The sequence below is a fragment of the Corynebacterium sp. J010B-136 genome, assembly GCF_002967075.1.
Lineage (GTDB): Bacteria > Actinomycetota > Actinomycetes > Mycobacteriales > Mycobacteriaceae > Corynebacterium.
In genome coordinates, this window is record NZ_PUGE01000007.1 from 140,581 (window position 1) to 156,695 (window position 16,115).

Annotated in this window: 15 protein-coding genes; 1 reads left to right on the forward strand and 14 read right to left on the reverse strand. The window is 55.0% G+C overall.

The features are described 5' to 3' along the window. Positions 1–9 precede the first annotated feature (9 nt). From C5Y44_RS11370 to fepB, 14 genes are all read right to left on the reverse strand, one after another. Positions 10–831 carry a ScpA family protein gene (locus tag C5Y44_RS11370; RefSeq protein ID WP_105325035.1) on the reverse strand — a complete coding sequence of 274 codons (822 nt, stop codon included), beginning with the start codon at positions 829–831 and terminating at the stop codon, positions 10–12. Positions 832–843: 12 nt separating this feature from the next. Beyond that, positions 844–1,716 carry a ParA family protein gene (locus tag C5Y44_RS11375; RefSeq protein WP_066794194.1) on the reverse strand — a complete coding sequence of 291 codons (873 nt, stop codon included), beginning with the start codon at positions 1,714–1,716 and terminating at the stop codon, positions 844–846. A 236-nt stretch (positions 1,717–1,952) separates the two neighbouring features. Continuing rightward, positions 1,953–3,140, reverse strand: a complete 1,188-nt coding sequence (locus tag C5Y44_RS11380) for a hypothetical protein (RefSeq protein WP_233189964.1) — start codon at positions 3,138–3,140, stop codon at positions 1,953–1,955. 192 nt (positions 3,141–3,332) lie between these two features. Then, positions 3,333–4,277: a site-specific tyrosine recombinase XerD gene (gene xerD / locus C5Y44_RS11385; protein ID WP_105325036.1), complete on the reverse strand. Its 945-nt coding sequence runs from the start codon at positions 4,275–4,277 to the stop codon at positions 3,333–3,335. Beyond that, positions 4,278–4,916, reverse strand: a complete 639-nt coding sequence (locus C5Y44_RS11390) for an NUDIX domain-containing protein (RefSeq protein WP_105325037.1) — start codon at positions 4,914–4,916, stop codon at positions 4,278–4,280. It lies immediately after the preceding gene. Between the two features lie 3 nt (positions 4,917–4,919). Then, positions 4,920–5,861, reverse strand: a complete 942-nt coding sequence (locus tag C5Y44_RS11395; RefSeq protein ID WP_105325038.1) for a copper transporter — start codon at positions 5,859–5,861, stop codon at positions 4,920–4,922. A 3-nt stretch (positions 5,862–5,864) separates the two neighbouring features. Then, the gene (steA, locus tag C5Y44_RS11400) at positions 5,865–7,046 is read right to left on the reverse strand and encodes a putative cytokinetic ring protein SteA (protein ID WP_105325039.1); all 1,182 of its coding nucleotides are present in this window, start codon (positions 7,044–7,046) and stop codon (positions 5,865–5,867) included. 50 nt (positions 7,047–7,096) lie between these two features. After that, entirely contained in the window at positions 7,097–8,815 is a 1,719-nt protein-coding gene (recN, locus tag C5Y44_RS11405) for a DNA repair protein RecN (protein ID WP_105325056.1), read from the reverse strand. A gap of 116 nt (positions 8,816–8,931) precedes the next feature. Next, positions 8,932–9,852 carry an NAD kinase gene (locus tag C5Y44_RS11410; RefSeq protein WP_066839708.1) on the reverse strand — a complete coding sequence of 307 codons (921 nt, stop codon included), beginning with the start codon at positions 9,850–9,852 and terminating at the stop codon, positions 8,932–8,934. Then, complete coding sequence (locus C5Y44_RS11415) at positions 9,849–10,664, reverse strand: TlyA family RNA methyltransferase (RefSeq protein WP_105325040.1); 816 nt, start codon at positions 10,662–10,664, stop codon at positions 9,849–9,851. Before C5Y44_RS11415 ends, C5Y44_RS11410 begins: the two co-directional genes overlap by 4 nt. Continuing rightward, the gene (locus C5Y44_RS13390) at positions 10,664–10,831 is read right to left on the reverse strand and encodes a hypothetical protein (RefSeq protein WP_168970107.1); all 168 of its coding nucleotides are present in this window, start codon (positions 10,829–10,831) and stop codon (positions 10,664–10,666) included. Before C5Y44_RS13390 ends, C5Y44_RS11415 begins: the two co-directional genes overlap by 1 nt. Next, positions 10,831–11,814, reverse strand: a complete 984-nt coding sequence (locus tag C5Y44_RS11420; protein ID WP_105325041.1) for an HAD-IIA family hydrolase — start codon at positions 11,812–11,814, stop codon at positions 10,831–10,833. Before C5Y44_RS11420 ends, C5Y44_RS13390 begins: the two co-directional genes overlap by 1 nt. Before the next feature lie 6 nt (positions 11,815–11,820). Continuing rightward, positions 11,821–13,050, reverse strand: coding sequence for a lipopolysaccharide assembly protein LapB (locus C5Y44_RS11425; RefSeq protein ID WP_105325042.1), 1,230 nt, complete (start codon positions 13,048–13,050; stop codon positions 11,821–11,823). Between the two features lie 273 nt (positions 13,051–13,323). After that, positions 13,324–14,373, reverse strand: a complete 1,050-nt coding sequence (gene fepB, locus C5Y44_RS11430; protein WP_105325043.1) for a Fe2+-enterobactin ABC transporter substrate-binding protein — start codon at positions 14,371–14,373, stop codon at positions 13,324–13,326. Between the two features lie 245 nt (positions 14,374–14,618). Here fepB and C5Y44_RS11435 point away from each other — a divergent pair, with 245 nt between their 5' ends. Continuing rightward, positions 14,619–15,878, forward strand: a complete 1,260-nt coding sequence (locus tag C5Y44_RS11435; protein ID WP_105325044.1) for an esterase family protein — start codon at positions 14,619–14,621, stop codon at positions 15,876–15,878. The last annotated feature ends 237 nt before the right edge of the window (positions 15,879–16,115 follow it).

A 16,115-nucleotide genomic window follows, 5' to 3' on the forward strand; every position in this document is an offset into this window, starting at 1 on the left:
CTTTTCTCCTTAATCCCAGTTCGCAGCAGCCACCACCGCGGGGTCCACATCGAGCCCCGTCCATGAGACATTGAGCTGGCCTAGTGGGTCTTCTTGTTCGGTTTCTACGGCCCGTGCTTTATACAGCTCTAGTAGCGCAAGAAAGCGTCCGACCACCTGCATCGACAGCGTACAGTCCCGGGTCAACGCAGAAAAGCTTAACCACTGCTCCGCGCCCAGAAGTTTGAGCACTTCCATGATCTTGCCTGCTTGTTCTGGCACAGATACTGCCACCTGGTGGATGTGGCCAATGCCCACTTCCTCTGGCGGTTTGGGACGAAATACGCTCGCAGCCAACTCGGCGAAACTTGCTGGGCTGTGACCGAGTTTCACCGGCGGCAAAAGCGCAGCGAATTGCTCTTCCATGCCCACCGCACGCGGATAAGCCCTGCGCGCATCGCGCTGCCACTGGGCAAATTGGTCCGCAACCTGTTTGTAAGCACGGTATTGCAAAAGCCGGGCAAAGAGCAGGTCACGTGACTCGAGAAGTTCCAAATCATCAAGATCATCGACTTCACCGCGGGGAAGCAGGCGCGCGGCTTTCAGGTCCAGCAGCGTTGCTGCGACGACGAGAAACTCTGTGACCTCATCCAGGCCAGCGGACTGGTCAAGACTGCGCGTATAGGCAACGAATTCATCGGTGACTTCCGACAGCGCAACGTCAGTGATGTCTAGCTTCTTGCTGTGAATTAGTTGCAGCAGCAGGTCAAAGGGGCCTTCGAAATTGGCCAAGGCAATGCGAAAGCCAGGAATCTCTGGCTGCACTGCTTCTTGCTGTACGTGTTCGGCCATATATGCCCGCGTCTAGCCCTTGGTGCGTTCGATGACCTCAGCGGCCAAGTCGCGGTACTGCTTCGCCGCTTGGGACGATGGCGCCCAGGTAGTAATCGGCTCACCGGCAACAGAGGTTTCGGGGAAACGAACCGTGCGGGTAATAACGGTGTCAAAGACTTTCTCGTCGAAGTACTCCACAACACGCGACATCACTTCGCGGGCATGCTTGGTGCGTCGGTCAAACATGGTGACCAAAATGCCGATGACTTCCAAGTCGAAATTGATGCGTTCAGCGACTTTTTCCACCGTATCGGTCAAGAGCGCTAGGCCGCGCAGTGAGAAGAACTCGCACTCCATAGGAATGATGACCCCGTGGGAGCACGCCAAAGCGTTAACCGTCAGCAGACCTAGGGAAGGCTGGCAGTCGATGATGATGAAGTCATAGTCTTTCATCACCGGGCGTAGCGCACGTGCCAAAGTATGTTCGCGGCCAACTTCGTTGACCATCTGAATTTCTGCCGCAGACAGGTCAATATTGGCTGGGACCAAGTCCAGCCCAGGAACATCGGTGTGCACGATGGCGGAATGAATTGAGGTCTGACTATCCAGCATCACGTCATAGATCGTGTCCTCGATGTCATTGTGGTTAAGACCCAGACCAGCAGACAGCGCACCTTGCGGATCCAGGTCAACTAGGAGGACTTTACGGCCGTAGTCGGCCAAGCATGCGCCCATGTTGATGGTAGAGGTGGTTTTGCCCACGCCACCTTTTTGGTTACACATGGAAATCACGGTCGCAGGACCGTTTTTCTCCAATTCGGGTGGCTGTGGGATAGTACGCAGCGGCCTACCGGTTAAACCCAGATTTGGCTCATCTGCGTCAAAGAGTCCCTCGTTGCTCACGTTTTACTCCCTACTTCCCTACCAACACTCAACCTGTAACCAAGATAAAAAGAAATTACACGGTTGTCATTTAACACTGCGACTAAGCTTACTCGTTAATCCTACAAGGCACATCGTCGCCCGTAGGTCAACGCTTCAGGCTAGATTAACTTGTGTCAATCTGCCACCGGATCGTCCATCTAGCGTGGTTTCGATGCCGATAACCTATTACTGCTACATCCTGTTTAGCCACTTGCTTAGTACTCGTACTGATCTTGCTTACGGCGATTGCTCACCTTGCGGATGATGAAGCCAATGATGATCAAGAGGATCACAATGCCCAGGCCAATGACTCCGTTGGCCAACAGGTTTGAGCCTTCATCATCGCTGGAAGTGCTCGTAGCTGACGCATTTTGAGCTTCCTCACCAGCGCGCTGGTAGTGCGGATCAGTCAGGCTGACAATGACTTCAATGCCAGTGCCATCGTTGCGCACTAGCTGCATGTGAAATGGATTATCCGGCGCCTGGCCCTCTGGGTAAGTCAAGGTCAAGGTGCGGCTGGCCGCATCAATATCGCGCTTGATGTCTTGGATAATGTTGCCGTCGGCGTCAACATAGCGCAGGGTGAACTGCTCTTGGTCCAAGTTGCCAAACTGATTGTAGAAATCCAACGCTTGGCGCAGCCCCAGCTGTGCCGTAATCGTGTTGCCTTCAATGGTGGACTCTAATTCAATGCGCTCAGCAGTAGATTCATCTAGCTGTTCTGCTGCCTGACGTTCCGGCTTTTCCCCCGGGACGGCTGGCAAGGATGCATTCTGGCTTCCGGAAACATCACCAGTGCCGGTGTTCTCATCGTCTGAAGCGCCGGTGCCATTGGTGCCCTCGCCACCGGCGCCATCAGAACCATCGGCGTTTCCGCCGCCATTAGAACCAGGTGTGCTGCCGTTACCGGCAGCACCTGAGTTAGTCGCGCCACCTCCGGTGCCGCCGCCACTGCCGTGGCTGCCAACCGGAGTATCGCCACCAGCAGTTCCGCCGCCGGAGGAGTTTCCGCCGCTTGCGCCGCCCTCTGCCACCAATGTGATGGTCGCGGACTGGCCTTGGGCGGTGACAGGAACAGAAATCTGTCCGCCCTCTGGTGGCGCGGTGATGGTCACGGTGCTGCCAGACGTGGACACTGACCAGCCATCTCCAGAGTAGGACGCGTTTGCAGCCACAGGCAGGCTGACCGTGGTGGTCTGACCCGCTGGTACCGAAATCGGGGCAGAGATTGCCGCGCGTGCGTCCTCTACTGACATGCCACCTGGCAGGGCGTGTGCCGCTGGTGCGGCCACAACAGCGCCGGTCGTAGCACCAAGTCCAAGAATGCACGCAGCAGCAATAGATGCGGCAAAGCGTCGGCTAGCAAGAGTGTGGCTCAGGGCATGATTGCGTGAAGAGTTCACGTAAACAGTCGTCCTTTCATAAGACGTACAACACGTCATTCAACCCATATTCGGTGCTGTACTCACGCGATTCAAGACAGTGAAACGCGTAAACTCAGCACACAAAGGATTGAAGAGAAATATTAGTGCACGCGGAATGCGCGCACAGGCACGAAAATCACGGTACTGGAACTGGCATGCAAATTTCCAGATTTAAGCGCGAGGGTGAGCAACTCTCCAGACTTCTCGCAGGGAATCCGCAGTAACATGTGTATAGATCTGCGTGGTCGTTACTGAAGAGTGCCCCAATAACTCCTGCACAGTACGCACATCGGCCCCGCCTTGGAGCAAGTGCGTGGCAAAAGAATGCCGCAAGGTGTGCGGTGAGACTTTCTTGGTCAGGTTGGCACGCTGCACGGCCTGCTGGATGACAGCCCACGCGCTTTGCCGCGACAGCGGCTTGCCGAGGGTGTTCAGAAATAAAGCAGGCGTTTTTCCGCGGCTTAATTGTGGGCGCGCACGCACCAAATATTCTTCAATTGCCCCGCGCGCATGAGAACCCAGAGGCACCAGCCGTTGTTTAGAACCTTTACCGGTGACGGTTAAGATTTCTGGGCTATCGGCTACATCATCGACTGCTAAATCGAGCACTTCAGAAATGCGCGCTCCCGTGCCGTAGAGCATTTCCAGCAAAGCTTTGTCGCGGATATCCACGGCCGTTGCAACATCACCTGTGGGCACAGAGTCAATCAGCCGCGTGACTTCCTCAATGCTTAAGGAATCAGGTAAATGCTTAGCCGGTGTCGGTGGCGCGACTTCTGCAGCAACATCTACGTCGATGACGCCTTCAAAGAGGGCAAATTTATGCAGGCCTCGGGCAACGATTAACGCCCTGCTTGTCGATGCCTTCGATAACGCCTTTTGCCCTTCGAAACCGCGCCGCAAATCTGCCACATATGCCTCTAGGTGCTGGGCGTTGACCTCTTTCAAGGAGCTCACACCAGCAGCACTAAGCCACTTGATATAGCGCTGAAGGTCACGCCGGTAATTGCTCACGGTATTAGCCGAGGCACCTTTTTCTACCGCCAGGTGGTCGAGCCAGCCTTGTGCGATATCAACTAACTGCGGAGATACATTCTCCCCGTCAAAGCTGGCCATCTAAATCTTCTTTAGGTCTGGACCACTGCGACGTGTTGCAATCGATGTCGGGCGCAAATCAAATGGTGCAGTTACGTCGCGGGCTTGTCCATTACCGTTTAGGACCTGCCAAGCCGCGAAGATTCCGGTCACAGCAATCGAATTGTTAATCTCGCCGGCAAGGACCTTCGCGACTGCGTCATCGAGCTTTATCCAAGCAAAATCCATGTCGGCTTCTTCATCACCGAAGGCTTCTGGGCGTTCGACTTCAGTGAGCTCTTGGGCGAGGTAGACCCGCGCGGTTTCTTCGCAGAAGCCGGGTGAGGTGACGATATCGGCCAGCACTGACCACTGCGCGGCTTCCAAGCCGGCTTCTTCAACCAGCTCACGCTGTGCACCAGCCAGCTCTGACTCATCTTTTACGTCTAATAAACCTGCTGGAAGCTCCCACAAGCGGCGCTTGACCGCGTGCCGGTACTGATGGACCATCGCAATTTCGCCGGCATTATTGACTGCAGCCACGGCGACTGCACCCATGTGTTCCACGACTTCGCGGTACGCTACCTGCTCATTGGGCATCGCGAGTTCGTCTTTGCGAACGGCGATAATCGGAGCATCGAAAAGCAACTGCGAAGACAGGACCTTAAAATCGTGCGCCATGCTCTACTCCCCTTGCGGCAGCGGCGGTGCTGCAGCTTCGGCGCCAGCGCCTGAGCCATAGGCACCGGACTGTCCTGCAAGCTGCTCTACAACGGCCAAAGTCGTGGCCAATTGGGCGAATTTGCGGTTGATGGAATCGACGGTGGAAATCTCTGATTCTTTACGCAGCGTATCGATGACTCCGCCTTCACCCGCCGCTCGCAAACGCCCCGCGACAACGGTGTAGCTGCCAGCCTCATCTAAGGAATTAGCAAAGGACACGAGGTTGTCATGGTAGTACTGTCCGCCGCCGCGGCCCATGACTACAACTACTGCTTGAGCGGGCAAGATAGTGCCGTCTTCGTAGTTGATAAGGCCTGCTTCGCGCAATGACTGCAATAATGCGCCGCGGTCTTCGGAAGTGGCCAAAGGCTCTGTGGTCTCGGGATTGCGCAACAGTGCCGCAGCAAGCGCCTGGCCTGTGTGACGGCCGGCGGAGAGATCGTCTTCATCTAATTCTGCGCCCGCGGGCAAGACATTAGCGACGATGGACTTTAACTTATCGGCGCTATCTGGGTGCAAGAATTCATTGGCCAAGGAAATAGTGCCAGAATCTGCGGCGCCGGCAGTGTTGAGCATCTCGCGCACCCCAGCGATATCGCGCTCGGTGGCATCGCCGGTAGCGATAATTGCGACGTCGCGACCATCGAGTGACCCTGAGATAGCGTCAGCAGAAAGTCCCGCGACTAAAGAATCGGCCGAATCAGATTGCGCGGTGAGATCCTTATTCTTCTGCAGCAGCTCGCGGTGTTCTTCGCGCAGGGCGTCATCGCCAGACACAGCAGCTGAAGGCGCGCCGTCGAGGTTAGGCGCGATGACTAAAGTACCTGCCGCCACGCCCAGAGCCATGCCAAAACCGAGGCCCGTAATAACCAGCGCGCTTTTCGAAGTCTTGGAAAATGCCATGTCCTACAGCCACCCTTGGACCGTAAGCGCGATGTTATTCCAGGTATCGATGAGATTATCGGTAAACGTGCCCTCACCGCCTAGGCCGACAATGAGCACTACGGCCGCAAGCGCTACCAAAATCCCCAAGACAGCCCACAGCCAGGTCAAAGAACTGCCGGACTTTACCGTGTACAAGTTGATGATTGCCGAAGAGTCAACCAAACGGCTGCCAGCTTTGAGACGGGTCAGCATCGCAGCCGGAGTTGCATTGGCTTCAGCGGCGAAAATATCATCGAGGTCCAAAGAGTCACCGACCTGCACGATCATCTCTGCCTCATGATAATCAGCCAGCAGCAGCGCCAAATCCGTAGCGCTATCAGTTGCAGCCGGGAAAGTCATCGCACCGATGCCAAGATCCTGGATGCGCTCGAGTCCTTCTGCCGTCCCATCCGGATCCGCAGGCAAGATTACACGCGCGCCGCCGCGCAAGGTCTCTGTCGCGATGTCTTGCGGATTACCGACGATCAGATCCGGGGTATAGCCCAACTCCACCAAAGAATCCGCAGCGGAATCCACGCCAACCAACACTGGGTGGTATTCCCGAATGAAGTTTCTCAAACCCTTAATCTTGCCACGATGATCCCCGCTCGGAGAGACTACAAGCACCTTGCGCTCACGCATCTCGGCGCCGGCTTCGGGAATGCCTAGGCCATCGATAAGCAAAGGCCCCTCAGAGTGAATGAACTCAATGGAGTTGCCGAAATACGCCTCCATGTGATCGACTAAGTTGCGGCGCGCTTCAGCGAAATCCTTTTCTGCTTTGGCACGCTCAACTTTGTTGCCCTGGCCTAATAAGGTGTCACCAACAAAAATCTCACCGTCTGTGGTTATCCGCGCCTTCTTGCCATCACGGAATCCAGCGACGAATTCATCACCGACGTTTTCTAAAAGCTCAACCTGCGCGTCCAACAACATGTGTGGGCCGTAATTAGGGATCGTGCCGGTGGAAAATTCGGCGACGTTGACGACGGCGGCAGGTTGGACATCGATAAGCGCCTGTGCTTCTTGGCGGGAAATATTCGCAGCATTAATCACGGCGATGTCGCCGGCGCGGAATTTCTTCATGCCATTGCCCCCAGGCGTGCAATCGCGCAAGGCACCATGCAAACCAGGCAATTCTTGGGTTCGAGAAAACAGGCTCATGCCGGATATTGTTCCCTGTGCCAGCTAAAAAGTGTGGAAGGCGCGCGGAATTACGCCCTGAAACCTTCAACTTCTTCTTGAGCCTTGGACAGAAGCTCGCTCGCGTGCGCACGGCCTGTCGCCGTGTCATCCAAACCTGCCAGCATGCGCGCTAATTCCTCGACGCGTTCTTCCTTGCTCAATGTGACAACCCCTGAAGTCACAGAGGTGTCAGAGACATCTTTGGCGACATGCAAGTGGGTATCGGCGTATGCGGCCACTTGCGGTAAGTGGGTGACGACGATGACCTGGTTGGCCTGCGCCAAACGCGCCAACCTGCGGCCAATCTCCACGGCCGCACGCCCGCCCACGCCGGCATCGACTTCATCGAATACCAACGTGGTTCCAGCAGTCCCAGCAGAGAGAATGACTTCCAATGCCAGCATCACGCGCGAGAGCTCACCACCGGAGGCCGCAACTGATAATGGCTTGGGCGTCGCTGCGTCGTTAGCTGCGAGCAGCAGTTCTACTTCATCGGCACCCGTGCGCGAATATTTAGCTTGGCGCACCGCTACTTCCAACCGCGCCTTAGGCATGGCCAAACCGTGAATTTCCTCCGTGACGGCTTTGGCCAGCTGCTTGGCTGCCTTGGCACGTGCGGCGGTGAGCTTTTCTGCTTTCGCCACCATGTCGGTCTGTGCTTCTGCCACCTGCGCTTGTAGCTTTTCGATCGCCTCTGTGGACGTATCCATCGACTGCAACCGGGCTTCGGCATCTGCTTTCCACGACAGCACCCCGTCGATATCACCGGCGTATTTACGCGTGAGCCCACGCAATTCTTGCTGGCGCTGCAAACTCTTTTCCAACAGCGCCGGGTCAGCTGGCAGCTCTGATAGGAACTGACCAAGCTCGCCAGCAATGCCAGCTAGCTGTGAGGTCATCTCCCCTAACTGCGTGCTCAATTCTCCAAGCTGGCTGTCATCGATGCTGTGCAAGGCTGCATGAGCTTCGCCCAACAGCGTGGAGGCGGGTTTAGATTCTTCAAAATCCCCTTCGACGCCGTCGATAGCTACCAGCGCACTTTGGGCAGCTTCCCGCAAGCCATCAACATCTTGCAGGCGCTTGATCAAGGAGATCAGCTCTTCGTCTTCACCTGGTTGTGGATCCAACTGGGAGATCTCATTGACCGCGAACTGTAAACGGTCAACTTCTTGGGCGAGTTCACGACGCGATTCTGTACGCCGCTTTAAATCTTTCGCCAGGCTCCGCCAGTGCACAAAGCTTGAGCGGTACTTTTCCACCAGCGGCGCAATAGTACTCGAGGATCGGTCAAGGGCAGCCAATTGTTGGTCTGGCGCTAGGAGTCGCAGCTGATCGTTTTGCCCGTGCACAGTTAACAACGAGCGCGAAAATTCATTCAACGTTGCGGCCGGGACGGTGCGCCCACCCAGATGAGCTTTGGAGCGACCAGTCGACATGACCGTGCGCGCAGCTACATACTCACCATTTTCATCAGCGACACCACCAGCGGTATCTACGATCTCCGCGATACCCTGCGCATCCTCGGCACTGAGCTCATCGGTGATGAAAGTTCCTTCCACGACCGCGCGCTTGGCCCCCGCACGTACACGGGAGGCATCTGCGCGACCGCCGCCGAGAAGACGCAGCCCAGTTACGACCATCGTCTTACCTGCGCCGGTTTCGCCCGTAAGGACGGTGAGACCGGATGAAAGCTCAGCAGAAGCTGAGGAGATCACGCCAAGATCAGAAATGGTGATATCTGCTAACACAGCGCGCATCTCCTCCTAGATTTTTAGAACACACTAACGAAAATTTACCACACTTTGATGGAAAATCACGGCCAATGTGGCAAATAATTCTGGTCGCAGCAATTTAACCTGTACCTTTAGCGGTGCGGGCCGCGCCACCCTTGAATCGGTAGATGCAGCTTGGTGACCAAGCGGTCCGTGAAAGGCTCATCGTCTAGGCGCACCCAGCGCACAGGCCGTGAGCCGCGGGTTACTTCAATACGGGAACCCGGAGGCATGCTGATCTCACGGAAGCCATCCAAAATAACGACGGCAGGAGAAGTCAACGACGCAGATTCCACCGCAACTGAGGAATCGGGTGACACTACCAAAGGTTTGGTAAACAGCGCATGCGCGTTATTGGGCACCACCAAGATGGCATCAAGTTCTGGCCACAGCACAGGCCCGCCCGCGGAGAACGCATACGCAGTTGAGCCAGTAGGAGTAGAGACCAAGACGCCGTCGCAACCAAAAGCCATCACCGGGCGTTGGTCGACTTCCAGAATCGCGTCGAGAACACCCGAGCGATCTAAGTTTTCAATACTGGCCTCATTCAACGCCCAGTCTTCACCGATGACTTCGCCGTGCTCATCGATAACGGTGCAGTCAATGGTCATCCGGTCTTCGACGCGGTAGCTCTTATCGATGACCCTCTGGATAGAGTTTTCCAGCGAAGAACGCTCGCCTTCTGCAAGAAAGCCCACGTGACCAAGATTGATGCCCAGCACAGGAGCCCCCACTTTGCGTGCCAGGTCTGCTGCGCGCAAGAAGGTGCCGTCGCCGCCTAGTACTAAGACTAATTCGCAGCCTTCTGCTGCTTTGAAGTCATGCGACATATAAGGAAATGTCGACAAGATAGATGGAGCCTCAATGGGCTCGCGCGCGACTACGCGCAGCTCAATGCCTGCAGCGACAAGAAGTTCTGCTGCACGTTCAGCGTCGCGAATATTGCTAGCGCGGCCAGTATGGGGAACGAGAAGAATTCTGCGGGGAGAAGCACTCTGTGCTGATTCACTCACTGAGGACCATCCTTTATTGCAGTTTCAATCATTGATAAAAGCTCTTCTTCCGAAGGATGCGTGGCACCGCCGTCATTGACAAGCTTTAGGAAATATTCTACGTTGCCGCTCGGCCCTGGCAGTGGTGAGGCAACTACTCCGTGGCAGCTGAGTCCCAGAGTTTTCGCGAATGCTGCAACCTCCAGGGTTACTTCCGCGCGCAGTTCTGGGGAGCGCACCACTCCAGAAGCACCGACGCGGTCTTTGCCCACTTCGAACTGCGGCTTGACCATCGGCAGCATGACAGCACCAGGAGCCATTACCTGTGCCATTGCTGGCAGGGTCAACTTCAAGGAGATGAAGGACAAATCCCCCACCATGACATCGCATGGGCCTTCGGTGTCGTCCAGCGTCAAGTAACGAATATTGGTTCTGTCACGAACTTTTACCCGGTCATCATTTTGCAAGCGCCACAAAAGCTGCCCGTATCCGACATCGACGGCATAGACTTCCGCAGCACCCCCGCGCAGGCAGACATCAGTAAAGCCGCCTGTCGATGCCCCAGCATCTAACACCTTCTTGCCCTTAAGCTCTACGTCAAAGGCTTTCAGCGCTCCAAGGAGTTTATGCGCCCCGCGGGATGCCCAATTAGCATCATCGCCGCCTTCGATTCGAATTGATACTTCTGGTTCTACTACAGAGGCTGGCTTAGATGCTTTAAAGCCACCAACGAAGACGCGGCCATCTTTGATGAGCTCAACGGCATGTTCTCGCGAGCGCGCGATTTTACGGCGAACGAGTTCTGCATCAAGTCGTCGGCGTTGAGGTGGCATTAATTCTCCTGTAGTGCTGCGCGCAGCAGCTCATGAGCTTGATTAAGCTGCTCTGCTTCTGCAGCAAGATCAGCTACGGGTTGCGATAAGACTTCTTCAATGGACTGATTTAGCTCTTCGGGCGTTATTGGTAACGCCCGCGGGTCATGAGGAATTGGACCAGTCATTAGCGCCAGCCTTGGATTACTTCTTTGGCCTTGTCGGAAACCGGCTGGATATAGCGCGGTGGCTTAGCCATCGACCACGCGACTTCCAAGGCTGTGCGCAGCGCCTGAATGGATGTAGCGTCGGCATCACCGTTATCAATTAACAGATCTAGGCCATCGACACGCGCGGTAAACCCGCCTTGCGGTCCAGGACGTAATTCATTGCCATCGCGAGCCATATCGGCCAGCGATTCACCAATGAAATTAGGGCGGTGCTCTACATCAGCCTCCAACAGTGCTATTTCATGAGAGACTCCCGTGAGTACATGGAAGGTTGTCATCGCCGCCGCGTTGCCGCCCGCGATATCTGTATCTAGGCGATCACCAACAACAAGAGGCTTAGTAGAGCCAAGCCGATGTGCTGCCTGAACGAACATCGCTGGTTCCGGCTTACCAGCGGAAACTGGTGCCACTTCGGTCGCAGTCTGTACAGCGGCAACTAAAGATCCGTTGCCCACTGCCAATCCACGTTCGGTCGGCAAGGAGGTATCTAGATTCGAAGCGATGTATACGGCTCCTTGGCGAATAGCCAACGCTCCTTCGGTGAGCTGTTCCCAGCCCACTGAGGGGTCGAATCCCTGTAAAACCGCCGCTGGCTGATCGTCAGCGGAGGACACGACGGTGTAGCCCCCGTCGCGGACTAAGTCGCGGAATGAATCTGCGCCGATGACGAGGATTTTCGCCCCAGGGGAAACATGTTCTCCGGCCAAAGTCACTGCAGCTTGCGCGGAAGTCAGCACATCGTCTGCGGTTGCTTTCAGCGCTATTGCAGAGAGCTTCTCAGCCACGATCTCAGGCGCACGAGAAGCATTGTTGGTGACATAGATGCTCGGCAGCGCACAACTGTTGATGAAATCTACGGCTCCATCAATGGCGCGACCGCCTTCCCAGACGGTTCCGTCTAGGTCTAAAAGCAGTGCGTCGTGTTGTTTGATCAGGCTCATTGAGGTTTAGAACTCCTTTAGACGCGCATGCGCGTCAGTCCATTGGTCAACGTCGAGCTTTGCGGTGTGCTCGAACCATTCCTTGGCTTCTTCCTTGCGGCCCGCTTCAGCCAGGGCATTGGCATAAGCGTAGCTCAAACGCATGGCAGGAATGCCCTTTGCATCCTTGGACGGGTTCGCGCGCTGAAGGGTAACGACTGCAGAATCATTCTGGCCCAAGTCCTGGCGTGCACCAGCGACCACGATGGCAAGCTCGATAGCTGTTTCGGCGTCTACCTGTTGCGCCTCTTCGCTACGGCCCAGCTCGATAGCCTTTTCAGGGCGACCCAATCCACGCTCACAGTCTGCCATCACTGCAAGCATTCCTGGTCCACCGGAAATACGGCGTGCGGCGCGCAATTCGGCAAGAGCTTCCTTCCACTCACCTGCGTGGTACGCGGCAATACCGTTGACCTCACGGGCAACTGCAACACGACCAGCACGGTCCTTAGCTGCACGTGCGTGACGAAGAGCAAGCTGTGGATCGTCTTCCATCCACTCAGCCGCCATGATCATGTGCTTGGCAGTTTCTTCGGCATTGTCTTTAGACAGCACCCGAAGATCCTGCAGGATCAACGGATCCAAGTCATTGATATCGATATCATCAGGCAAGTCAGGATCAGCCATGCGGCGATTAATACGCTCTTCACGGAAACCGGAACGCTGCGGCGCTAAGTTGCGACCAGCGCGCTCTTGCTCGGCACGGCCTCCACGGTTTGCGTGTCCACGACCGCGGGAGTCACCACGACGCTCATCATTGCGGCGATCTCCACGGTCGTTGTACCGACGCTCGCCGTCTCGACGCTGGCCGCCGCGGCGGTCGCCATCTCGGCGGTCTCCTTCACGGCGATCGCCACGTCGGTTATCACGGTTATCCCCACCGTGTTCCCCACGGGACTGCCAGTCCCGACGGCCGCCTTCTCGACGGTCTCCTCCACCACGACGTTCGTCACGGTCATTACGATCATCACGCCAGTTGCCGCGGGAGGAACCCGGACGGGATTCACTGCGACGACCTCGATCATTTTCACCACGAGACTTCCAGTCACCTCGAACCTGACGGTCCTGGCGTTCGTTGTTCCACTCACGACGGTCACCACGACCAGATTGGCGGTTGTCTCGACGATTAGAACCGTGCGAGTCGGAGCGACGACCCCGCGACTCTTCACGGCGGCCTTCGTTGTAACGCTCTGACATTCACATTCTCTTTCATTGCTTCTTATGGCAGATTAACTCTGGCCATTCTACCCGCGAAAGCGCTGAAAACAGATTCCACATCCTGGAATCTTAGGACTGTCTCGTGCACCACACCGCCGCCCGCCGACATAAATAAAAAATCCCGCCGAAAAGGTTACTGCGAGATGATTTTACTCTCGCTATACCTCAACGGTCGGGATTTTTCCGTACTTAATCTGAGTCATCGCATTAGCCAGCAATATTTCTGACTACACGGCGAACTCCGGGAATAAGTTATTTGCCAAACTGCTCAAGAATCGAATCCAGCAAAATATTCGCAGAGAAGTAATCTAGCCGGAAGGTTGATGGCGGAGTGGTGTACAAACGGTCCTCGACTACTGCAGGAGCGGTACTAAAGGCAGGCTGGCTCCGAAGCTCTTCTTCCTTATCCTTGCTATTGGAAACCGAAATCCAGTTATCACCAGGCAAACCTGCTTGAACGTTTTCCAGTGCAAGACTGATGATGTCGCCTCGTTCCTTACCCATCGAGGTATCACCCTTGATATCCTCCGGTACCTCAGTCAGGTCGAAGCCCAAACGAGAAAGGATCTGATTCTGTGGAGCTTCTGGCGTAAGCGCTGCTGCGCCTTCACCATTTCCGAAGACAATGAAGGATGAGGTAGTGCCATCGGGAAGCTCAATCTGATCCCGCACCTCTTCAATGCGGTTGTCGAAATCAGCGATTACTTCCTCAGCTTCTTCCTCTTGGCCGGTGGCTTCACCAATCTTTGTGGTGACGTCTTGCCAAGATGCTCCAGAATAGTCAACGACGAGGACTGGTGCGATCTGTTCCAGTCGGTCAATCTGATCAAAAGCTGAGTCGCCGGAGTTCTTCGCTACTACGATCAAATCGGGCGCGTACCCTACTGCCCGCTCTGCATCGGGTGAGGTGTTGTCCCACAGCTTTTCAACGCCCTGCTCTTTAGCCTCATCAGACCATTGGATAAAGAAGCCGTTTTCATCGCTGAGGTCTTCCACGTTTTCACCGGTAGCACCACTAGCGATGACAGGTGCATCGACAGCCAGCAGAGAGCCAGTCAAGGTCACAGAAGTCGAAACGATGCGCTCTGGCTTTGCTTCCAGGGTCAGTTCACCGTTGTCGGTATCAATTATCCGTGGCCACTCGCCGTCATCAGAAGTTGCAGCCTTGCTCTCGCTTGCTCCTTCATCAGAGGTCGTGCTGTATCCTTCTGAACTACACGCAGCGAGACTACCTGCTAGTGTCCCCGCCAACAGCACCGAGACAACACCGTTGATCACCTTTCGCTTGCGAACCAAAGTCATAGTATTCCTTTTCAAACTTTCTGTATAAAGACAAGACCGGTCGCACGTTCTCCTAGGCATCACACCTTCCAGGGCAAATGCGTATACGTACCCTGTAGGTATTTGCAGTGCCGTACGACCCCCAAATGAGCTGTGTCCGACTTGTGAGTAAACCCTCACCGCCAATTGACAACATGGCCAGTATAGTAAGCCTTGCCTTACATAAGAATGGCTAGAAGGAAACACGGCAGAAAGAGTATGCATATATGACCAAACCCGACAGATTTAGCACATTAGAAATACCTGAACTACCGAAGCGAACACCGACACCCGCAGGTTTTACCCTCGAAGATCTACTGCGCATTCGCGAAGCTCCCCGCATTGAACTTCTAGAAGACAGCGAGCAGGTCCAACTGACAATCGCCTACCCAAGTAGAAAAAGCACGAGCACCCCGATTCTGTTCATAGACGTTCTCACCCACTTCCATAGGGAACATTTGGAACACTATGCCTTAGAAAAATACACCCCGCTAGGAGACACCGGTGACGATGTCTGGCATGTAGTCACTATCGACATCCCGAAGGGTCTGACTTCCATGGTGGGCATCCTTAACATCCCAAACACCTGCCTTGAGAACGGAAAACTACCAGGAGCGGATCGAGAAGCCTACAGAAGACTCCGCGAGACAGCAGAGCCTGCATGGACATCCGGAGAGATCCTGAGCATCGGTACCAAACGCGAAGGAACACTAACTAACCGCACTGCTCGATTCAACCCGTTGTACGATGCCGGCAATCACGAAGCTGCTGGATACTCCGTCGCGGAATCTCGTCCCCTGCTACATCAAGCTCAAATGGAAGTAGCCAAAGGACTAACGCTCAACGCTTGGCTTTATCTGCCTCCGGACGAAAAAATTGCAGACGTTCTATTAGTAACTGACGGGGAGGTTTACGCGGAAGAAGTTCCGCTACTGAACCTATACCAGCCGCACGACTCTGCAATAGTCTATTTTTCCCCCGAAGAAGCATCTCTTCGCGGTGACTTTCTAGGCGATATTGAACTCATAGCTAGTTCACTTAAGAATTACGTGCTGCCATGGGCAAAGGCCCTTGCCGAGCAGAAAGGCAAGGTGTGGCCCGTGGACGGGAGTGACTACATAATTGCAGGTGGCTCTCTAGGCGGCTATGCAGCCGCTGGCATCGTCCTCATACACCCTGAGATCGCTCTCAATGCCATCGTGCAGTCAGCTGCTTTGTGGTGGCCAGACCGACAATATTGGCTCTTGGAATCTTGGCAAGAACATATTGAGGCGCCTGATGGAATCCATCGGGCAATATTCCATGAGTATGGAAGATACGATATTCGTCTTTCACAGGAGAATGTAGAGCTCGCCAACGTCTTGTCCCAGGAAAGCGGCGCAACAAGCACTTCACGCGAATACAACGGTGGCCACAACTACTTAAGCTGGCGGCAAGGACTAATAGAAGGACATAACTGGATCCTCAACAGCCGCCACCAAGGTTAATGATAGGCGTCCGGGTGGGTACGCGGTTCTATCCGGAGCGCCTACCAAACCTGTATCCACCTCAAACCAGCGTATTCTGTATCGTGAGAATCATAGAAAACGACAAAGAGAGGGTTAAGACCAACAATGTGGTCTTAACCCTCTCTTCGTATTTAATTATTTTATGTTTTATGTCGGCGGTAACTTACTCTCCCACACCCTCCCGGGTGCAGTACCATCAGCGCGGGCAGGCTTAGC